Raw genomic sequence first — 20,941 nt, forward strand, 5'->3', positions numbered from 1 at the left:
AAGGGTCAACGGTGAAAACGTCCAGGCAACGCTCTCACCAGAAACATATCAGGATTTGTTATGAACAAGGTTGCTTTAGGTTTAATCATCGCCGCAGCGGTGGGATGTTCTGCATCCACGTTTGCGGCAACAAACGGTGAAGGTCAGATCAATTTCACCGGTGAAATTATCGATTCTGCTTGTCAGGTCGTGAATGGATTAAGTAATCCATTAAATGTTCAGCTGGGAAAAGTGTCTAAAACGATATTTACCGGTGCTGGCTCTACCAGCACATTAACGAAGTTTGATATTCAGTTAACGAATTGTCCTGACACGGTCACCTCCGCAGCCATTAATTTCGGCGGTACGCCAGATGCGAATAACAACGCTACGCTGGCCTTAACGCCAGATAGCGATGCGGCGACCGGTGTGGCAATTCAGCTGGTTGATGCCTCAGAGCAGCCTGTCAGCCTGTATACGCCATCGCAGCAGTATCAATTAACCTCCGGTACGGCGGTTAACGATCTGGAATTTGGTGCCCGTTATATCCAAACCGGCGCTGCGATCACCGCAGGCCCTGCAAACTCTGTATCGACCTTCACCGTTATTTATAACTGATCTTATCAATCCTGAGATATTAATGCTTTTGCGGGCATTAATATCTCATCTATTTATTGAGAAATCTGTATGCGCCACGGTTATTTACTGAGCACGCTTTTACTGGTAGCCGCCACTGCACATGCGGGCGTCATTATTAATGGCACCCGTCTGGTCTACCAGGGAGATAAAAAGGAATCATCTCTTGGTCTTTCAAATCCAGATGCGACGGATTATCTGGTGCAGTCCTGGGTTGATTCCGGCGGTAAAAACCTGGCAAAAGCCCCGTTCCTCATCACCCCGCCGCTTTTCCGTCTGGATGCGAAAGAAGATAACGTTCTGCGCGTGGTACGTACGGGCGGAAATTTGCCTGAAGACAGGGAATCCCTGTACTGGTTGAATATTAAAGCGATCCCTTCCTCAAAGCAGGTGGAAGGCGTGAATACGCTGCAAATTGCGATTAATACCCGTATTAAATTGCTGTATCGCCCGTCTGCGGTAAAAGGCAGACCAGAAGACGTGGCCGATAAGCTTGAATGGCGTCGCGAAGGTAACGAGCTGGTGGTGAATAACCCCACGCCGTTTTATATGAATTTCCAGGCGGTCACCCTGAATGGTCAGAAAGTGACGAAAGCGACCTGGGCCGTTCCAAAAACAGAAACGCATTTTGCCATACCGGGTAATGTCAGAGGCTCGAACGTGACGTATTCCATTATTACTGATTACGGCAGCATCAGCCATACCTGGTCGAAATCCGTTCATTAATACTTTTCCCCGGTAATAAAATAATCATGTACAGCCATAAAAAGCCGTTCACCTGCCGATTTTCGTCATTGCTGGTCATTCTTTTTGGCCTGGTAATGGCGATCTTTGCGCATCAGGTTATGGCTGATGATTATTTTAACCCTGCCCTGCTGGATATTGATAATCCCCAGCAGGGAAAAACCGATTTATCAGTCTATGAAAAAGGCCCAGGCCAGGCGCCGGGTAAATATCAGGTTACGGTGTTTATCAATAATAATAAAATTGATACCCGCGATGTCACCTTTACGCTGCAGAAAGACGATCAGGACAACAGCACGCTGCAACCTTGCTTTACCGTGGACGATTTAAAAAGCCTCGGGATCAAAACCCAAAAATATCCGCAGCTGAAAGCCAAAGGCCAGTGCGCCGATTTACACGCCATCCCTGCGGCATCCGCGACCTTCCGCGTTCGCAACCAGCAACTGCTGCTGAGCATTCCCCAGTCGGCGCTCGGTCATGTGCCTCGCGGCTACATTGACCCAAAAGAGTTTGACGAAGGAATTAACGCGGGCCTGCTTAACTACAGTGCAAATGCCAGCCAAAGCCATGCGCGCCAGCCGGGTGAACAGGATAACAGCAGCCAGTACGTTAACCTGCGTCCGGGTTTGAACATTGGCGCATGGCGCATTCGCAACTATTCCACCTGGAATCGCAGCACCACGGGTAACGAGGAGGACCAAAAATTCACCTCCGTATATACCTACGCGCAACGCGATATTGTGGCGATGAAAAGCGACCTCACCGTCGGCCAGAGTTCCTCGCCTTCCGACGTTTTTGACAGCGTACCCTACACCGGCGTGGAGCTGAAATCCGATAACGACATGCTGCCGGACAGTGAAAAAGGCTACGCCCCCATTATTCGCGGCACCGCCCACAGTAACGCGCAGGTGGTGGTACGCCAGAACGGTTACATCATTTATCAGAACACGGTCGCCCCCGGCGCGTTCGAAATTAACGATCTCTACCCCACCGGCAGCAGCGGCGATCTCCAGGTCACCGTGAAAGAGACCGACGGCAGCGAAAGCCATTTCGTCGTGCCGTTTGCCTCCGTGCCGGTATTGCAGCGTGAAAAAAATCTGCGCTACAGCGTGACTGCCGGACGCTACCGTTCTTATGACAACGACGTCGAGAAGACCCCGTTTGCCCAGGGCAGCGCCATCTACGGTTTACCCTACGGTTTCACCGCTTACGGTGGCGTGCAGCAGAGCAGCCATTACCAGTCTCAGGCGGCTGGCGTCGGGAAAAACATGGGCGATTTAGGCGCCTTCTCCCTTGACGTGACCCGCGCGAAGGCCCTGTTGAAAAAACAGCAGGCCAGCAAAGGCCAGTCGTGGCGCGTGCGCTATAGCAAAGACATCGCCCGGTCAGGCACCAACTTCTCGCTGGCCGGCTATCGCTATAACAGCAAAGGGTTTTACACCCTTGAAGACACCATGGAGTCATATACCCGCTCCGACGACTGGTCGGCACCGCAGCAGCGCCGCGCCCGAACCGAAGCCACCATCGACCAGACGCTGCCGGAAGGCTGGGGATCCGTCACCCTGAGCATGGTGAAAGAGACGTACTGGAGTCAGAGCCAGAACATGACCTCGATGAGCGTCAGCTACAACAATAGCTGGCACGGGGTGAGCTACAGCCTCAGCTACAGCATGAACAAAAACACCCAGGACAGCGATGAAGACGGTAACGAGGTGACAAACGACAACCAGTTCTCGCTGAGCGTCTCGGTGCCGCTGGACCGCTGGATGCATAACACCTGGGCCACCTACAACCTGAACAACACCAAAGACGGCACGACGCAGAACATCGGCCTGAACGGCACGGCGCTGAAAGAGGACAACCTGAACTGGAACATCCAGGAAGGGCTGAGCAGCACCGGCAGCGGTAACTCCACCAGCATCAACGCCGATTATAAAGCGACCTATGGCGAAGTGAGCGCAGGCGTCAGTCAGGATAAATATCAGCAGACCGTGAACGTCGGTTTGCAGGGCGGCGTGGTTGCCCATGCGAACGGAATAACCCTGAGCCAGCCGCTCGGTGACACCATTGCGCTGGTGAAAGCGCCGGGCACGCACGGAACCCATATCACAAACCAGACGGGCGTCGAGACCGACTTCCGCGGCTACACCGTCGTGCCGTTTGTTACCGCGTATCGCCACAACACCATCGCGCTGGATACCGAAACGCTACCGGACAACGCCGACGTCACCCACGCGGCGCAGATCGTGACGCCAACCCGCGGGGCCGTGGTGCGCGCCAGCTTTAACACCCGCGTGGGTAACCGCGTCCTGATGACGCTTACGCAAAAGGGTAAACCGCTGCCCTTCGGCGCAACGGTCACCACCGAGGATAAGGACAGCGAATTTATTGTCGGGAATGACGGCCAGACCTACCTCTCTGGTCTGCCGCAGCAAGGGCATCTCTACGTTTCCTGGGGACAGGGGGCGAACGAGCACTGCGTCGCTGACTATGCGCTAACGGATGAGAAAGAGAAAACCAGCATCATTAACGCTGCCGCGCAGTGTCACTGATCCACCGTTCAGGCTAACGATTATGCAAATGATTAAACAGTGCTTTTTCTTACTGGTTCTGGGAACCGCCGCGTTATTTATGCCGCATGCGAAGGCGACCTGTACTACGCCAGATCTGCCGAAAATGATCAACGTGGCCTCTATCTCCGTTCCCACGACGCTGGCCGTTGGCGAAACGATCCCGGGTACAGAGCAAATCGCCCATATCGCCGGTAATTGTGACAATGCGGAAGATAAGGGGCTGGAAATTGTCTCTTGTTACTACGGCACAGGGTCTGAGATTCCAGGCCTGAAAGGTGTCTACGATTCGGGAGTTCCTGGGATCGGTGTGGCGCTGATGAACGATCAGGGGCAGCGCATCAGCGGAGCCGGAGGCGTTAACTGCATTTCCACAGGAACGCCGTTGGGTTATGTTTCCAGCGATGGCAAACAGACCTTTAATTTCGACGTTACGCTGGAGTTGGTCAAAACCAGCGATACCGTAGCGTCAGGCACGCTGAATCAAAGTCAGACCCGTTTTGGGATCGGGGTTTATCACCACGAAGGGCTGGGCGATCCCAACACCATCTCCTATGCTGGCAACGTTATTCTGAAAGAGGTCACCTGCTCCGTCCTGCCGAAAAACCTGACGGTCAATCTGGGGGATTTCCCGGTCAGCGATTTTATCAGCGTGGGGATGCTCTCTTCCCCGGCACGAAACTTTGACGTCACGGTGAACTGCAACAGCACCGTACAGCCTGAAGTGAAAATTACCAGCTCAAACGGCTATGAAACGGCCTTCGAAGGGGTGCTGAAACTCACGCAGCAGACCGGCGTCGCGACGGGCGTCGGTGTCCGAATGCTGTTCGACGACAATATCGTCACCTTTGATACCTACGTTAACACCCGAAGCGAAGCCATTGCCAACGAAACGCTGACCATACCGTTTGAGGTGCGCTACGAGCAGGTCAGCGACGTGGTCACTCCCGGTCCGGCCAACACCGTTGCCACCATCACGCTTGCTTATAAGTAACTAACATGAAGAAGATAATTGCGTTTATGGCGCTGGGGCTGATCGCCCAGGCACACGCCGAGGATATTCAGATCCAGATGACGGGCAACATTTACGCCAATACCTGCATCATCGACAGCGCCAGCCGGAACCTGACGGTGGATTTAGGTCAGGCGGCATCCGGTGATTTTAAAGACGTGGGCGATACCGGCGCGTGGAAAGACTTTTCCCTGTCAGTATCCCACTGCCCGCCAAGCCTCGCGCTTGCCACCGCCTACTTCTATGGACAGGCGGACAGCACGCACCCCACTAAATTCGCCAATATCGGCAGCGCAAAGGGGCTGGCGCTGGAGCTGGCAGACCGGCAGGACAATATTCTCATCGCTCCGCAGGCGAGCTTTAACGCGGTGATTAATCAAAACGATCATACGGCCACCTTCCCACTCGCCGCACGCTACTACGCCACTTCCATGCCGGTGAGCGCAGGGACGTTCAGCAGCGTGGTGCAGGTGACCTTCACTTACCAGTAGGACCGCGCCCCTTAGCACGGATGCTTTTCCTGCGCCCGGCGGTCAGTGTTGCCGGGCGTTTTTTTACCTCGGGGACCTCTGGCTGTTCAATCGGAAAGATCGGCAGCGCGTTTAACAACCGTTGGCCGTAATTTTTAGTGAGCAGACGCTTGTCATAAATCACCACCTCCCCCCAGCAGCCGTGGCTACGGATCAGACGCCCGACCTGCTGAATAAGGTTAAACGACGCCGCAGGTAAGCTTTGCACCTCAAACGGATAGCGGTTGAGGCTCTTCAGCCACTCGCCCTCGGTGATAACGACCGGGCTGTCGATGGGCGGGAAAGCAATTTTATGAATATGCACCTGCGTCAGGTAATCGCCCTTCAAATCCAGACCTTCCGCGAAGGACTGCAATCCCACCAGCACGCTGCGCTCGCCGTTATCGATGCGCTTGCGATGGGTTTCCACCAGCCGGTAACGGGGCTGGTCGCCCTGGACCAGCAGAAGCAGGCGCAGGTCGGTCACATGTTCCAGAAAACGCTGCATCGCCCGTCCGCTGGCAAACAGCACCAGCATGCCGGGGTACTTTCTGCTCTCAACCTGTTCGCGGAAGTAGGCCGCCATCTCCGCAATGTGTTGCTCTTCGTTGTCGATAAGCGGCTCATACTTCATGCGCGGGATCACCAGCTTCCCCTGCTCGCAGTGGTTAAACGGCGAATCCAGCGCGACAAAACGATCGCCCGCTTTCTCTTTCAGGCCACTCATCTCCTGCAGCCGCGAGAAGCTGTTCAGGGAGCGCAGCGTGGCGGAGGTCACGACCACGTGCGGCACGCTGCGCCAGATGAGCTTTTCCAGCTGATCGGCCACGCGGATGCCCACGCAGTGGAAAAACAGGTGGACCTGGCCGTCGCGCACTTCACGCGTGGCCCATTTGGTGACCGGCGCGCCCGACGCCTGCGCCATCGAGGCCAGCCGCCAGAGCTTGCTCTGCGCTTCGAACATGCCGAGCGCACGGTTCATTTGCAAAAGAATACGGTGCAGGCGAACAACGTCATGGGTGCCGGTTTTCTCGCTGAGATCGTTTAAGAACATCTCCGCCAGCCCGCGCAGCTTTTCAAGATGCTTCGCCAGCTGCTGGCAAATCTCCATCACCTCCTCCGGCAGTTCGCCCATCGCAAAGCGGTGTTCCGCCTCCTGGGTAGCGGGAAGATAAAGATTCAGGATGTTGTTCAGAGACGAGATAAGGCTGTAAACCTCTTCGCAGTGGTCGCTCAGACGCTCCGGTACCGCCAGCGGCGGCGTGGTTTTCGGCCGGAACTGCTCCATGCAGGTGGCGACAAGCTTGCAGAAGAGATCCAGCTGCAGGCGGAACCAGGGCGCGGTAATTTCTGCGCTCATCTCCAGCGCGTCGCGCGCCACGTCGGGCAAATGGTGGCCTTCGTCGAGCACCAGCAGCAGGTTTTTCGGCTCCGGCAGCACCGCTTCGCTCTCCAGCGCCGCCATCACCAGCGCGTGGTTAGCCACCACCACTTCGGCTTCCTGAATTTCGCGCCGCGCGACGAAGAACGGGCATTCGCGGTAGTAGTGACAGTTGCGGTTCAGACAGCTGGCCTTGTCGGTGCTGAGCCTGCGCCACAGATCGTCGCTGATGGCTTTATCGGTGTGATCGCGCAGGCCGTCCCATTTATAGCCATCAAGATCGCCTTTCAGCGTTGCGCAGAGCTCCTGCTCGGCTTTGTTGTTGGGCGTGAGATCGTCGTCGAGGAACGCCAGCAGATCCTGTTGCGACGCCTCGCTGCTGGCAAGCCCTGCCAGGTTACGCGGACAGACGTAGCGACCGCGACCAAAGGCGGCCGTAAACCGCAGGTCGGGGATGATTTTGCGCAGCAGCGGTAAATCTTTGCTGAAGATCTGATCCTGCAGCGCCACGTTGGCGGTGCTGACCACCAGCGTTTTGTCCTCTTCCCGCGCGATGGCAATGCCGGGAATGAGATACGACAGGGTTTTCCCGACGCCGGTCGGGGCTTCAATCGCCAGATGTCGCCCGTCGTCCCCGGCGAGCGTTTTTGCCACGTCAGCAATCATCTGCCGCTGCGGCGCTCGGGGGATAAAATCGGGGATCTGCTGTTGTAGCGCCTTATACCATGCGCCAATTTGCGCCTTGAGCGCAGCGGTTAAAGCCATCGGAAAACCTGAAATACTGTATAAACAGCCACTATTGTGGCACTTTCTCTTCGCTGCCGCAAAAAGAAAAGCCCGGCTTTACGACCGGGCTTCCAGATTACTGCGGGTTAGCAGGCTTGCGCGGGCGGCGTCGGCGCTGCCCTTCCCCTGCCGGCTTACCTTCGCCGCTGCGCCACGGATTGTCACCGGCCGGTTTGCTGTCGTTGCTACGACGCGGCGGTTTGCCCGCTGTCTTCGGCGCGCCGCCTTCGGCACGGCGCGGCTGCTGGCCGCGACCACCGCCGCCCTGACCGCGACCGCCCTGACGACCGTTCTGAATCGGCTCGGCTTTGATCGACGGATCCACTTCATAACCCGGGGTTTCGATGCGCGGGATCTCTTTCTTCAGCAGGCGTTCGATGTCGCGCAGGAGCTTGTGTTCGTCCACGCACACCAGAGAGAGCGCTTCACCGGTGGCCGCCGCACGACCGGTACGGCCGATACGGTGCACGTAGTCTTCCGGCACGTTTGGCAGCTCGTAGTTCACCACGTGCGGCAGCTCTTCAATGTCGAGGCCACGGGCGGCGATGTCGGTCGCCACCAGCACGCGGATGTCGCCAGACTTGAAGTCCGCCAGCGCACGGGTACGCGCGCCCTGGCTCTTGTTGCCGTGGATCGCCGCGCTGCGGATGCCGTCTTTGTTCAGCTGTTCCGCCAGGTGGTTCGCGCCGTGCTTGGTGCGGGTAAAGACCAGCACCTGCTGCCAGTTACCCTGGCCGATCATCTGGGAGAGCAGTTCGCGCTTGCGCTTTTTATCAACAAAGTGAACGTGCTGCGTCACCTGCTCAGAGGCGGTGTTGCGGCGCGCCACTTCCACTTCCAGCGGGTTATGCAGCAGCTTTTCCGCCAGCGCCTTGATCTCGTCGGAGAAGGTCGCGGAGAAGAGCAGGTTCTGACGACGCGGCGGCAGCTTGGCCAGCACGCGGCGAATATCGTGAATAAAGCCCATGTCGAGCATGCGGTCGGCTTCGTCCAGTACCAGAATTTCGATGTTATCCAGCTTCACCGCGTTCTGGTGTTCCAGATCCAGCAGACGGCCCGGCGTTGCCACCAGCACGTCCACGCCGCCGCGCAGCTTCATCATCTGCGGGTTGATGCTGACCCCGCCGAACACCACCAGCGAGCGAATGTTGAGATAGCGGCTGTAGTCACGCACGTTCTCGCCAATCTGCGCGGCCAGCTCGCGGGTTGGGGTGAGGATCAGGGCACGAACCGGACGACGGCCTTTGGCGTGCGGCTGATTTTTTACCAGCAGTTCTAACAGCGGCAGCGTAAAGCCCGCGGTTTTACCGGTGCCGGTCTGGGCGCTGGCCATCAGGTCACGGCCCTGAAGAACGGCAGGAATAGCCTGTTGCTGGATTGGGGTTGGCTCAACGTAGCCCTGCTCTGCGATCGCGCGCAGAATTTCCGGGTTCAGGCCAAGGGAATCAAAAGACATAAAAACTCCGAACCGCCCCGACCATCACAGGTGTAGTTTTCAGGGAGATATAACAATTGAGAGGACAAAAACCACAATGTCGCGAAGGGGCGGAGTGTAGCAGCTTTTGTGACGTGGCGCATAAAATATCCCTCAGCGTTCCCTCGACGGGGATGCGAATCAGGCATAATCTTAATCAATCGATTGATTAATTTTTAATGCCGCCATGAATACAACACCCACAACAACCAAAGGTGAACAGGCCAAAAACCAGCTTATTGCCGCCGCGCTGGCGCAGTTTGGTGAGTATGGGCTGCACGCGACCACGCGCGATATCGCGGCGCTGGCCGGGCAAAACATTGCGGCGATTACCTACTATTTTGGCTCAAAAGAGGATTTATATCTCGCCTGCGCCGAGTGGATCGCCGATTTTATCGGCACGCAGTTTCACCCGCACGTTGAGGAGGCCACCGCGCTGCTCGGCCAGCCGTCGCCCGATCGCGAGGCCATCCGCCAGCTGATCCTGAGTGCCTGCCACAACATGATCCGCGTGCTGACGCACGACGATACGCTCAACCTGAGCAAGTTTATCTCCCGCGAGCAGCTCTCCCCCACTGCCGCCTACCAGCGGGTACACGATCGGGTCATTGCCCCGATGCATACCCACCTGACCCGGCTGATCGCCGCCTATACCGGGCGGGATGCCGGCGATACCGCGACAATTTTGCATACCCACGCCCTGCTGGGTGAAATCCTGGCCTTCCGTCTGGGCCGGGAAACCATCCTGTTACGCACCGGCTGGACACAATTTGATGAGGATAAAGCCGCGCAGATCGGTGAGGTGATCGCCTGTCATCTCGATCTGATCCTGCAAGGCTTAACGCAAAGGAGCCTGAAGTCATGAAAAAACCTGTCGCCATCATTCTGGTGGTTGTTGTTTTGCTTGCCGCGGGCGTCGGTGGATGGCTGTGGTACCAGAGCCATCAGGATAAAGGCCTGACGCTGTACGGTAACGTGGATATTCGCACGGTGAACATGAGCTTCCGCGTCGGCGGACGTCTCGCCGCGCTGAGCGTTGACGAAGGCGATGCCATTAAAACCGGGCAGACGCTGGGGATGCTGGACAAAGCGCCCTATGAAAATGCGCTGCTGCAGGCCAAAGCGGGCGTCTCCGTTGCGCAGGCGCAGTATGACCTGATGCTGGCCGGCTATCGCGACGAAGAGATCGCTCAGGCCGCAGCGGCCGTCAAACAGGCGCAGGCGGCCTATGACTACGCGCAGAACTTCTACGCTCGCCAGCAGGGGCTGTGGAAAAGCCGCACCATTTCCGCGAATGACCTGGAAAATGCGCGCTCCTCCCGCGATCAGGCGCAGGCCACGCTGAAGTCCGCGCAGGATAAATTAAGCCAGTACCACACCGGTAACCGCCCGCAGGATATCGCCCAGGCAAAAGCCAGCCTTGAACAGGCGCAGGCCCAGCTGTCGCAGGCAGAGCTGGATCTGCACGACACCACGCTGGTGGCACCGTCAGACGGCACGCTGATGACCCGCGCCGTCGAGCCGGGCAGCATGCTCAACGCGGGCAGCACCGTGTTAACCCTCTCCCTGACCCGCCCGGTCTGGGTACGTGCCTACATTGATGAGCCCAATCTCGGCCAGATGCAGCCGGGCCGCGAGCTGCTGCTTTATACCGACGGTCGCCCGGACAAGCCGTATCACGGCAAGGTGGGCTTCGTCTCCCCTACCGCCGAATTCACGCCGAAAACGGTAGAAACGCCGGACCTGCGTACCGACCTGGTGTATCGCCTGCGCATTATCGTGACCGATGCGGACGACGCCCTGCGCCAGGGCATGCCCGTCACCGTAAAAGTGAACAGCGGGGAACGACATGAATGACGCGGTTATTCAGCTCAACAGTCTGGTTAAACGCTTTAAGGGGATGGATAAGCCTGCGGTCGCGCCGCTGAACTGCACCATCCGGAAAGGCTATGTGACCGGGCTGGTCGGTCCGGACGGCGCGGGGAAAACCACGCTGATGCGGATGCTGGCGGGGTTGCTGAAGCCGGATGAAGGATCGGCCCGCGTGCTGGGCCTGGATCCGATAAAGGACGACGGCCCGCTCCACGCCATGCTCGGCTATATGCCGCAGAAGTTTGGCCTGTATGAAGACCTGACGGTGATGGAAAACCTGAACCTGTACGCCGACCTGCGCAGCGTCACCGGAGAAACCCGGAAGAAAACCTTCGCCCGCCTGCTGGAATTTACCTCGCTCGGCCCGTTCACCGACCGGCTGGCGGGCAAGCTCTCCGGCGGGATGAAGCAGAAGCTGGGGCTGGCCTGCACGCTGGTGGGCGAGCCGAAGGTGCTGCTGCTGGACGAGCCCGGCGTCGGCGTAGACCCGATTTCCCGCCGCGAGCTGTGGCAGATGGTGCACGAACTGGCGGGCGACGGGATGCTAATCCTCTGGAGCACCTCCTACCTCGACGAAGCGGAGCAGTGCCGGGACGTGCTGCTGATGAACGAAGGCGAGCTGCTCTATCAGGGCGAGCCGACGACGCTGACGCAGAGCATGGCCGGGCGCAGCTTCCTGCTGCACAGCCCGCAGGCGTCCAACCGCTCGCTGCTGCAGCGGGTGCTCAGGCTGCCGCAGGTCAGCGACGGGATGATTCAGGGCCGCTCGGTGCGGGTCATCCTCAAAAAAGAGGCCACCGTCGACGATATTCGCCGGGCGCCTGGGATGCCGACGATTGAGATAGAAGAGACGGCGCCGCGTTTTGAAGATGCGTTCATCGACCTGCTGGGCGGCGCGGGGACCTCCGAGTCGCCGCTTGGGGCGATCCTGCACACGGTGGAAGGTACGCCGGGCGAAACGGTGATCGAAGCCAAATCCCTCACCAAAAAATTCGGGGATTTCGCCGCCACTGACAACGTGAATTTTGCCGTGAAGCGCGGCGAGATTTTTGGCCTGCTCGGACCAAACGGCGCGGGAAAATCGACCACCTTTAAGATGATGTGCGGCCTGCTGGTGCCAACGTCCGGCAAAGCGCTGGTGCTGGATATGGATCTCAAAGTCAGCTCCGGCAAGGCGCGCCAGCACCTGGGCTATATGGCGCAGAAGTTCTCGCTGTACGGCAACCTGACGGTCGAGCAGAATCTGCGCTTTTTCTCCGGCGTGTACGGCCTGCGCGGGCGGGCGCAGAACGAGAAAATTCGCCGCATGAGCGACGCCTTCGGGTTAACGACGATTGCTTCCCACGCCACCGACGAACTGCCGCTCGGCTTTAAGCAGCGGCTGGCGCTGGCCTGCTCGCTGATGCACGAGCCGGATATTCTGTTTCTGGACGAGCCGACCTCCGGCGTTGATCCCATTACCCGCCGCGAGTTCTGGCTGCATATCAACAGCATGGTGGAAAAAGGGGTGACCGTGATGGTGACCACCCACTTCATGGACGAGGCGGAGTACTGCGACCGCATCGGGCTGGTGTATCGCGGCAAGCTGATTGCCCACGGCACGCCGGACGACCTGAAAAACCAGGCCGCCGACGACGCGGTGCCGGACCCGACCATGGAGCAGGCGTTTATCACCCTCATCCACGACTGGGATAAGGAGAATGCCCATGCGCAGTAACGCCATTTCCTGGCGCCGGGTGCGCGCGCTGTGCGTAAAAGAGACGCGGCAGATCGTGCGCGATCCCAGCAGCTGGCTGATTGCGGTGGTGATCCCCCTGCTGCTGCTGTTTATCTTTGGCTACGGCATTAACCTGGATTCCAGCAAGCTGCGGGTCGGGATTTTACTCGAACAGCAGAGCGAAGAGGCGCTGGACTTTACCCACGCCATGACCGGTTCGCCCTACATTGATGCCACCATCAGCGACAACCGCCAGGAGCTGATCCAGAAGATGCAGGCCGGGAAGATTCGCGGTCTGATCGTCATTCCGGTGGATTTTGCCGCCAACATGGCGCGGGCGAATACCGATGCGCCGATCCAGGTCATCACCGACGGCAGCGAGCCAAACACCGCGAACTTCGTGCAGGGCTACGCGGAGGGGATCTGGCAGCTCTGGCAGATGCAGCGCGCGGAAGACCGGGGCGAGACGTTTGAACCGCTTATCGACGTGCAGACGCGCTACTGGTTTAACCCCGCCGCCATCAGCCAGCACTTTATTATACCGGGCGCGGTGACGATTATTATGACGGTGATCGGCGCGATTCTGACCTCGCTGGTGATCGCCCGCGAGTGGGAGCGCGGCACCATGGAGGCGCTGCTTTCCACCGAAGTGACGCGCGTCGAGCTGCTGCTGTGCAAGCTTATTCCCTACTACTTCCTCGGCATGCTGGCGATGCTGCTCTGCATGCTGGTGTCCGTCTTTATCCTCGGCGTGCCGTACCGCGGCTCGCTGGTGGTGCTGTTCTTTATCACCTGCCTGTTTTTACTCAGCACGCTGGGGATGGGGCTGCTCATCTCCACCATCACCCGCAACCAGTTTAACGCCGCGCAGGTGGCGCTGAACGCCGCTTTCCTGCCGTCGATTATGCTGTCCGGGTTTATCTTCCAGATAGACAGCATGCCTGCCGTCATCCGCGCCGTGACCTACATTATCCCGGCGCGCTACTTCGTGAGCACGCTGCAAAGCCTGTTCCTGGCGGGGAATATTCCGGTAGTGCTGATTATCAACACGCTGTTTTTAATGGCGTCGGCGGTGATGTTTATCGGGTTGACGTGGATGAAAACCAAACGGCGGTTAGATTAAGGAGCGCGCATGTTTCACCGTTTATGGACGTTAATACGCAAAGAGCTGCAATCCCTGCTGCGCGAGCCGCAAACCCGCGCCATTCTGGTGTTGCCGGTGCTGATCCAGGTTTTACTGTTCCCGTTTGCCGCCACCCTTGAGGTGACCAACGCCACCATTGCCATTTACAACGAAGACAACGGCAAACATTCCGTCGAGCTGACGCAGCGCTTTGCGCGTGCGAAAGCCTTTACCCACATCCTGCTGCTGAAAAGCCCGCAGGACATTCAGCCCACCATCGACACGCAAAAAGCGCTGCTGCTGGTGCGGTTCCCGGCGGATTTCTCCCGCAATCTGGATACCTTCCAGACCGCGCCGATGCAGCTGATCCTCGACGGGCGCAACTCCAACAGCGCCCAGATTGCGGCCAACTACCTCCAGCAGGTGGTGAAGGATTACCAGCAGGAGCTAATGGACGGCAAACCGAAGCCCAACAACAGCGAACTGGTGGTGCGCAACTGGTATAACCCGAATCTGGACTACAAGTGGTTTGTGGTGCCGTCGCTGATCGCCATGATCACCACCATCGGGGTGATGATTGTGACCTCTCTCTCCGTCGCCCGCGAGCGCGAACAGGGCACGCTGGATCAGCTGCTGGTCTCCCCGCTCGCCACCTGGCAAATTTTCGTCGGCAAAGCGGTTCCGGCGCTAATTGTCGCCACCTTCCAGGCCACCATCGTGCTGGGCGTGGGAATATGGGCTTACCAGATCCCGTTCGCCGGATCGCTGGCGCTGTTTTACTTCACGATGGTGATTTACGGGCTGTCGCTGGTGGGGTTTGGGCTGCTGATCTCCGCACTCTGCTCGACGCAGCAGCAGGCGTTTATCGGGGTATTCGTCTTTATGATGCCCGCGATCCTGCTCTCCGGGTACGTCTCGCCGGTTGAGAATATGCCGGTGTGGCTCCAGGATCTGACGTGGATAAACCCGATACGACACTTTACGGATATCAACAAGCAGATCTATCTGAAGGATGCGAGTCTGGATATTGTCTGGGGAAGTTTGTGGCCGCTACTGGTCATCGCGGCCACGACAGGCTCAGTGGCCTATGCGATGTTTAGACGCAACATCGCGTAGCTTTTTCTCTTTGGTCAGCAACGAGACCACCGCAGGCCCTGCGAGGATTGCCAGACCCGCCAGGGCCAGCAGCAGGTTGTTTTGCAGCACGCGTGAAAGCAGCCACAGAACAATCATCGCCGCACCAAAGTACCAGGTGGTGGTGAGTTCTTCGAGCACGTCACCCACCTCGCGCCAGCGCGCGTCATGGTGGCGCTGTAAAAACAGCATCGACAGCACGGTGACGCCGTAAAGGACGCATAGCCCCAGGCCAACACGTACCAGCGTGCCGCTCATCCAGCCCATCACCAGTACGGCCACGACCAGTAAATGCAACATTATCTGCCAGCAACTCAGGCCAGTTGCGACACGAACACGTTGTTGCCACTTCATGGCTTCTCTCCTGAAGGATTTTTCTCTGCTTAATCAGACTACCGCACTTTACGGAAAATTCCGTAACGCCGCATCTTTTTGTGACGACGACTACACTTTATTTTCATCGGGATAGTCACTCAGGAAGGAGCTTATGACGAAAAAAATGCAGCATTTCTCGCTTAAAGTGCTGACGATAAACATTCATAAGGGCTTCACAGCATTTAACCGCCGCTTCATTTTACCGGAGCTGCGCGACGCGGTGCGCACCGTCAGCGCGGATATTGTCTGCCTGCAGGAGGTGATGGGCGCACACGAAGTACATCCGCTTCACTTTGAGAACTGGCCCGACACGCCGCACTATGAATTTCTGGCCGACACCATGTGGAGCGATTACGCCTACGGCCGCAACGCGGTCTATCCTGAAGGTCATCACGGCAACGCGGTGCTGTCGCGTTATCCCATTGAACATTATGAAAACCGCGACGTTTCCGTCGGGGAGAGCGAAAAACGCGGCCTGCTCTACTGCCGCATTACCCCGCCCGACCTTGAGCTGCCCATCCACGTCGGCTGCGTTCATCTGGGCCTGCGCGAAGCCCATCGTCAGGCGCAGCTGAAAATGCTGGCCGAATGGGCCAACGCGCTGCCTGACGGTGAACCTGTTGTCGTGGCAGGCGATTTCAACGACTGGCGCCAGCGGGCAAACCATCCGTTGAAGGTGGATGCCGGGCTGGAGGAGATCTTCACCCGGGCGAACGGCAGGCCTGCGCGCACGTTCCCGGTCCGTTTCCCGCTGCTGCGGCTTGACCGCATCTACGTGAAAAATGCCCACGCCAGCAGCCCGACCGCCCTGGCGCTTCTCAACTGGCGGCATCTTTCCGACCATGCCCCGCTCAGCGCGGAGATCCACTTATGAAATGTTCCTGGCAGGAAGGCAACCGGATTACGCTGCTGGTCAACGGGGACGAGTATTACCCGGCCGTGTTTAAGGCAATTGATAACGCCCAGCAGAAAGTGATCCTCGAAACCTTTATCTGGTTCGAAGACAACGTCGGCAAGCAGCTGCACAGCGTGCTCCTGCGCGCCGCACAGCGCGGCGTCAAAATTGAAGTACTGCTGGATGGCTACGGCTCGCCGGACCTCAGCGATGCGTTCGTCAATGAACTGACCGCCGCAGGCGTGGTATTCCGCTACTACGATCCCGGCCCTCGCCTGTTCGGCATGCGGACCAACCTTTTCCGCCGAATGCACCGCAAAATTGTGGTAGTGGATGAGACGGTAGCGTTTGTCGGCGGCATTAACTACTCGGCGGAACATATGTCCGACTACGGTCCGGAAGCGAAGCAGGATTACGCCATTCGCATCGAAGGCCCGGTGGTGCAGGACATCTTGCTGTTTGAGCTGGAGAACCTGCCGGGGAAAGAGGCCGTACGCCGCTGGTGGCGACGCCGCCATCGCCCGGAAGAGAACCGGAAGCCCGGCGAAGCGCAGGCGCTTTTCGTCTGGCGCGACAACGGCGAGCACCGGGACGACATTGAACGCCACTATCTTAAAATGCTGGCCAACGCTAAGCGCGAAGTGATCATCGCCAACGCCTACTTTTTCCCGGGCTATCGCCTGCTGCATGCCATGCGAAATGCTGCAAGACGCGGCGTGCGCGTGAAGCTGATTGTCCAGGGCGAGCCGGATATGCCGATCGTCAAAGTCGGGGCGCGGCTGCTGTACAACTACCTGGTGAAGGGCGGCGTCCAGATCTACGAATATCGTCGTCGACCGCTGCACGGCAAAGTCGCGCTGATGGACGATCACTGGGCCACCGTAGGCTCCAGTAACCTCGATCCGCTGAGCCTGTCGCTTAACCTTGAAGCCAACCTGATCATTCACGACCGCCAGTTTAACCAGACCCTGCGGGATAACCTGCAGGCGTTGATCGTTAACGACTGCGTGCGCGTGGATGAGTCTATGGTTCCCAAACGCACCTGGTGGAACCTGGGCATCAGCGTGGTGGTGTTCCACTTCCTGCGGCATTTCCCGGCGATGGTCGGCTGGCTGCCGGCGCATACGCCGAAGCTGGCGCAGGTGGACCCGCCGGTACAACCCGAAATGGAAACCCAGGACCGCATAGAAGCGGAAGACGGAGGCAAACCCTGATGTCAAAATCGCATCCACGCTGGCGTCTGGCAAAAAAGATCCTCACCTGGGTATTCTTTATTGCCGTCGCGGTGCTGCTGGTGGTCTACGCGCAGAAAGTGGACTGGGAAGAGGTGTGGAAGGTCATCCGCAACTATAACCGGATGGTGCTGCTGGGCGCGACGGGGCTGGTTATCGTGAGCTACCTGATGTACGGCTGCTATGATCTGCTGGGTCGGGCCTACTGCGGCCACAAGCTGGCCAAACGTCAGGTGATGCTGGTGTCGTTTATCTGCTACGCCTTTAACCTGACGCTGAGCACCTGGGTCGGGGGGATTGGCATGCGCTATCGCCTCTACTCGCGGCTCGGCCTGCCGGGCGGGACCATCACGCGTATTTTTTCCCTGAGCATTACCACCAACTGGCTGGGCTATATTCTGCTCGGCGGGGTGATCTTCACCATCGGCGTGGTGCAGCTGCCCGCGCACTGGTATATCGACGAGGCCACGCTGCGCATTCTGGGCATCGTGCTGCTGCTGATTATCGCCGTTTATCTCTGGGCCTGCGCGTTTGCAAAGCGCCGCCATATGACCATCAAAGGGCAAAAGCTGGTCCTGCCCTCGTGGAAGTTTGCGGTGCTGCAGATGGCGGTCTCCAGCGCCAACTGGATGGCCATGGGGGCCATCATCTGGCTGCTGATTGGCGAGGACGTCAATTACTTCTTCGTGCTGGGCGTGCTGCTGGTGAGCAGCATTGCCGGGGTGATTGTGCACATTCCGGCGGGGATCGGCGTGCTGGAGGCGGTGTTTATTGCCCTGCTGGCCGGGGAGCATGTTTCTCAGGGAACGATTATCGCCGCCCTGCTGGCGTACAGGATGCTGTATTACTTCCTGCCGCTGGCGCTGGCAACGGTCTGCTATCTGGTGCTGGAAAGTCGGGCGAAAAAGCTGCGGGCGAAGAATGAGAGGATGCTAGCGAAGTGAATAAGTCGGGTGGCGGCTTCGCCTTACCCGACCTACGGTTCGCGATTCGCAGGACGGGTAAGGCGAAGCCGCCACCCGGCAAAGCAACCTTAGCGACGGTTGCCTAAAATCCGCAGCAGCATCAGGAACAGGTTGATGAAGTCCAGATAGAGCGTCAGCGCGCCCAGAATCGCGTATTTGCGCAGGTTGGAACTGTCGCGCACGTCGATCTGCTCGCCGATGTTTTTCAGCTTCTGGGTGTCATAGGCCGTCAACCCGACGAAGAGCACCACCCCGATATAGGTCACGGCCCACATCAGCGCGTCGCTCTTGAGCCACAGGTTCACCAGTGACGCCAGCACAATCCCGATCAGCCCCATAAACAGCATGCTGCCGAAACCGCTTAGATCGCGCTTCGTGGTGTAGCCGTACAGGCTCATCGCGCCAAACATCCCGCCGGTGACCACGAAGGTGCTGGCGATAGATGAGTAGGTGTAAACGATAAAGATGCTGGAAAGCGTCAGCCCCGTTAGCGCCGAATAGAGCATAAACAGGGTCGTTGCCATGCCGGCACTCAGCTTGTGCACCAGACCCGAAAGCACAAACACCAGCGCCAGCTGCGCGATAATCAGCCCAAAGAAGGTGATTTTGCTGGAGAAGATAAACATCATCAGCTCCGGCGTATTCGCCGCATACCACGCGATAAACGCGGTAAGCAGCAGGCCAACCGTCATCCAGCCGTACACCTGAGCCATATACGTCTGCAGGCCGCTACGGGTCTGCTGCACTATTGAATCGGAACGCGGAAATCGGTCCATGATTCACTCCTGATTAAGATTAAGTAGACACACTCGTTAAGAGTAACACATCCACGTAAACCGACTACCAACGGCTGGCGGCCTGTTTATCGCTGTCGCGAGATTCCACCCAGCGGTCCCCTTCCGGCGTGGCTTCGCGCTTCCAGAACGGCGCTTTGGTTTTGAGGTAATCCATAATGAACTCCCCTGCCGCAAACGCGCTGCCGCGGTGCGCGCTGGTCACCCCGACAAAGACAATCTCCTCGCCGGGCCACATCTCGCCGATGCGGTGAATCACCGTGACGCGTCCGAGCGGCCAGCGGCCTCGCGCCTCATCCACTATCTCCGCCAGCGATTTCTCGGTCATGCCGGGATAGTGCTCCAGCGTCAGCGCCTTCACGCTGTCACCGAGGTTGTGATTGCGCACTTTGCCGGTAAAGGTCACGACCGCACCGTCTTCGTCGCGTTCCGCCAGCCAGCTGTATTCTGTCCCTACGTTAAAGCGCTCAGGGCCAACCAGAATGCGGGTTTCACTCATATTAGCCCCCTGTGACCGGCGGGAAGAAGGCCACTTCATCCCCGGCCTTCAGCGGATGGGTAAGCTCCACCAGCGTCTGGTTAACGGCGGCCAGCAGCTTGCCTTCGTCGAGCGCCAGCGCCCAGCGGTCGCTCTGTGCCGCCAGATGCGCACGCAGGGCCGCAACGTTGTCAAAAGACGCATCCAGCGTCAGGCTGTCGGTATTCACCAGCTCGCGCACCTGCGCAAAAAAGAGCACCTTAATCATGGCTGTCCACCTTAAAATCTCCGGATTTGCCGCCGCTTTTTGCCAGCAGGCGAACCGGGCCAATCACCATGTCTTTCTGCACCGCTTTGCACATGTCGTAGATGGTCAGCGCGGCCACGGACGCTGCCGTCAGCGCCTCCATCTCCACGCCGGTTTTGCCGGTTAAGCGGCACAGCGATTCAATACGCACGCGGCTCTGCTCCGGCTGCGCCTGCAGGTTCACTTCCACCTTGCTCAGCATCAGCGGATGGCACAGCGGAATGAGATCCCAGGTGCGCTTGGCGGCCTGCATCCCTGCGATGCGCGCGGTGGCAAAGACATCACCCTTGTGATGGCTGCCGTCGATGATCATCGCCAGCGTTTCCGGCAGCATGGTGACGAACGCTTCGGCGCGCGCTTCGCGCACCGTTTCCGCTTTGGCGGAGACGTCCACCATATGCGCTTCGCCAGCGGCGTTAATGTGGGTCAGTTGTGACATAGCTTATTTCTTTAAATGGGGATGGAAATTACACGGACGGGTACGGGCATCCAGCTGCGGGGCGATGATGTTTTCCCACGCGGTGCGGCAGGCTTTGGTCGAGCCCGGCATGGCGAAAATCAGGGTGTTGTTCGCCACCCCGGCAACGGCGCGCGACTGGAGCGTGGAGGTGCCAATCTCTTCAAAGGAGAGCATGCGGAACACCTCGCCGAAGCCTTCCACCTCGCGGTCGAACAGCGGGAGCAGCGCTTCAGGCGCCTGATCGCCCGCGGTAAAGCCGGTGCCGCCGGTGATCAGCACCACCTGCACCTCATCGCTGGCGATCCACTGAGAGACCTGCGCGCGAATGGCGTAGCGGTTCTCCTTCACGATCGCTTTATCGACGATGTGATGCCCCGCGTCATGGGCCGCCTCGCGCAGCCAGTGGCCGGAGGTATCATCCTCTTCGCCACGGCGATCGGAAACGGTAAGGATAGCAATGCGTGTCGGGATAAATTCTGCGCTTACCTGACTCATCTT

General features: G+C 58.4%; 21 protein-coding genes. 13 read left to right on the top strand and 8 right to left on the bottom strand.

What is annotated here, in order from left to right:
• Nucleotides 1-60 precede the first annotated feature (60 nt).
• From LLF79_RS08350 to LLF79_RS08370, 5 genes are all read left to right on the top strand, one after another.
• Nucleotides 61-597, top strand: a complete 537-nt coding sequence (locus LLF79_RS08350) for a fimbrial protein (protein WP_227879371.1) — start codon at nt 61-63, stop codon at nt 595-597.
• 69 nt (nt 598-666) lie between these two features.
• On the top strand, nt 667-1,341 hold the full coding sequence (locus tag LLF79_RS08355; RefSeq protein ID WP_008501161.1) for a molecular chaperone: 675 nt from the start codon (nt 667-669) through the stop codon (nt 1,339-1,341).
• Between the two features lie 26 nt (nt 1,342-1,367).
• The gene (locus tag LLF79_RS08360; protein ID WP_227879372.1) at nt 1,368-3,911 is read left to right on the top strand and encodes a fimbria/pilus outer membrane usher protein; all 2,544 of its coding nucleotides are present in this window, start codon (nt 1,368-1,370) and stop codon (nt 3,909-3,911) included.
• Nucleotides 3,912-3,933: 22 nt separating this feature from the next.
• On the top strand, nt 3,934-4,923 hold the full coding sequence (locus LLF79_RS08365) for a fimbrial protein (protein ID WP_227879373.1): 990 nt from the start codon (nt 3,934-3,936) through the stop codon (nt 4,921-4,923).
• 5 nt (nt 4,924-4,928) lie between these two features.
• Complete coding sequence (locus tag LLF79_RS08370) at nt 4,929-5,432, top strand: fimbrial protein (protein WP_227879374.1); 504 nt, start codon at nt 4,929-4,931, stop codon at nt 5,430-5,432.
• Here LLF79_RS08370 and dinG read toward each other — a convergent pair.
• Complete coding sequence (gene dinG, locus LLF79_RS08375) at nt 5,419-7,596, bottom strand: ATP-dependent DNA helicase DinG (protein ID WP_045336695.1); 2,178 nt, start codon at nt 7,594-7,596, stop codon at nt 5,419-5,421. The two genes, LLF79_RS08370 and dinG, sit on opposite strands and share 14 nt — an antisense overlap.
• A 97-nt stretch (nt 7,597-7,693) precedes the next feature.
• Nucleotides 7,694-9,073, bottom strand: coding sequence for an ATP-dependent RNA helicase RhlE (rhlE, locus tag LLF79_RS08380; protein WP_023292954.1), 1,380 nt, complete (start codon nt 9,071-9,073; stop codon nt 7,694-7,696).
• 205 nt (nt 9,074-9,278) lie between these two features.
• Here rhlE and cecR point away from each other — a divergent pair, with 205 nt between their 5' ends.
• Genes cecR through LLF79_RS08405 form a run of 5 tightly spaced genes read left to right on the top strand, consistent with a single transcriptional unit; the run spans nt 9,279 to nt 14,919 of the window.
• Complete coding sequence (cecR, locus tag LLF79_RS08385; RefSeq protein ID WP_023343624.1) at nt 9,279-9,956, top strand: transcriptional regulator CecR; 678 nt, start codon at nt 9,279-9,281, stop codon at nt 9,954-9,956.
• The gene (gene hlyD, locus LLF79_RS08390; RefSeq protein ID WP_227879375.1) at nt 9,953-10,948 is read left to right on the top strand and encodes a secretion protein HlyD; all 996 of its coding nucleotides are present in this window, start codon (nt 9,953-9,955) and stop codon (nt 10,946-10,948) included. The genes cecR and hlyD overlap by 4 nt, the downstream gene beginning before the upstream one ends.
• Entirely contained in the window at nt 10,941-12,680 is a 1,740-nt protein-coding gene (locus tag LLF79_RS08395; RefSeq protein ID WP_227879376.1) for an ATP-binding cassette domain-containing protein, read from the top strand. The genes hlyD and LLF79_RS08395 overlap by 8 nt, the downstream gene beginning before the upstream one ends.
• Nucleotides 12,670-13,803 carry an ABC transporter permease gene (locus LLF79_RS08400; RefSeq protein WP_227879377.1) on the top strand — a complete coding sequence of 378 codons (1,134 nt, stop codon included), beginning with the start codon at nt 12,670-12,672 and terminating at the stop codon, nt 13,801-13,803. The genes LLF79_RS08395 and LLF79_RS08400 overlap by 11 nt, the downstream gene beginning before the upstream one ends.
• Before the next feature lie 9 nt (nt 13,804-13,812).
• The gene (locus tag LLF79_RS08405) at nt 13,813-14,919 is read left to right on the top strand and encodes an ABC transporter permease (protein WP_227879378.1); all 1,107 of its coding nucleotides are present in this window, start codon (nt 13,813-13,815) and stop codon (nt 14,917-14,919) included.
• Here the strand turns inward: LLF79_RS08405 and LLF79_RS08410 are convergent.
• The gene (locus LLF79_RS08410; protein ID WP_008501149.1) at nt 14,881-15,291 is read right to left on the bottom strand and encodes a YbhQ family protein; all 411 of its coding nucleotides are present in this window, start codon (nt 15,289-15,291) and stop codon (nt 14,881-14,883) included. The genes LLF79_RS08405 and LLF79_RS08410 overlap by 39 nt on opposite strands.
• Before the next feature lie 133 nt (nt 15,292-15,424).
• On the opposite strand from LLF79_RS08410, the gene LLF79_RS08415 reads away from it, so the two are divergent.
• The 3 genes from LLF79_RS08415 to LLF79_RS08425 are packed head-to-tail and all read left to right on the top strand — an operon-like array spanning nt 15,425 to nt 18,383.
• Complete coding sequence (locus LLF79_RS08415) at nt 15,425-16,186, top strand: endonuclease/exonuclease/phosphatase family protein (RefSeq protein WP_008501148.1); 762 nt, start codon at nt 15,425-15,427, stop codon at nt 16,184-16,186.
• On the top strand, nt 16,183-17,421 hold the full coding sequence (gene clsB, locus LLF79_RS08420) for a cardiolipin synthase ClsB (protein WP_023343620.1): 1,239 nt from the start codon (nt 16,183-16,185) through the stop codon (nt 17,419-17,421). Before LLF79_RS08415 ends, clsB begins: the two co-directional genes overlap by 4 nt.
• Complete coding sequence (locus LLF79_RS08425; protein ID WP_008501146.1) at nt 17,421-18,383, top strand: YbhN family protein; 963 nt, start codon at nt 17,421-17,423, stop codon at nt 18,381-18,383. Before clsB ends, LLF79_RS08425 begins: the two co-directional genes overlap by 1 nt.
• A gap of 89 nt (nt 18,384-18,472) precedes the next feature.
• Here the strand turns inward: LLF79_RS08425 and LLF79_RS08430 are convergent, their stop codons facing one another.
• The 5 genes from LLF79_RS08430 to moaB all read right to left on the bottom strand — a co-directional run bounded on the left by LLF79_RS08430 (nt 18,473) and on the right by moaB (nt 20,938).
• Entirely contained in the window at nt 18,473-19,180 is a 708-nt protein-coding gene (locus LLF79_RS08430; protein WP_025912865.1) for a Bax inhibitor-1/YccA family protein, read from the bottom strand.
• Between the two features lie 64 nt (nt 19,181-19,244).
• Complete coding sequence (moaE, locus tag LLF79_RS08435) at nt 19,245-19,697, bottom strand: molybdopterin synthase catalytic subunit MoaE (RefSeq protein ID WP_021240989.1); 453 nt, start codon at nt 19,695-19,697, stop codon at nt 19,245-19,247.
• A gap of 1 nt (nt 19,698) precedes the next feature.
• Entirely contained in the window at nt 19,699-19,944 is a 246-nt protein-coding gene (gene moaD / locus LLF79_RS08440; RefSeq protein ID WP_023343619.1) for a molybdopterin synthase sulfur carrier subunit, read from the bottom strand.
• Nucleotides 19,937-20,422, bottom strand: coding sequence for a cyclic pyranopterin monophosphate synthase MoaC (gene moaC / locus LLF79_RS08445; RefSeq protein WP_227879379.1), 486 nt, complete (start codon nt 20,420-20,422; stop codon nt 19,937-19,939). Before moaC ends, moaD begins: the two co-directional genes overlap by 8 nt.
• A 3-nt stretch (nt 20,423-20,425) precedes the next feature.
• Nucleotides 20,426-20,938 (bottom strand): molybdenum cofactor biosynthesis protein B, encoded by a 513-nt coding sequence (gene moaB / locus LLF79_RS08450; protein ID WP_021240991.1) that lies wholly within the window; start codon nt 20,936-20,938, stop codon nt 20,426-20,428.
• Nucleotides 20,939-20,941: the final 3 nt, after the last annotated feature.

Origin of the sequence: Enterobacter cloacae complex sp. 2021EL-01169 (genome assembly GCF_020733125.1) — a bacterium.
GTDB lineage: Bacteria > Pseudomonadota > Gammaproteobacteria > Enterobacterales > Enterobacteriaceae > Enterobacter > Enterobacter roggenkampii.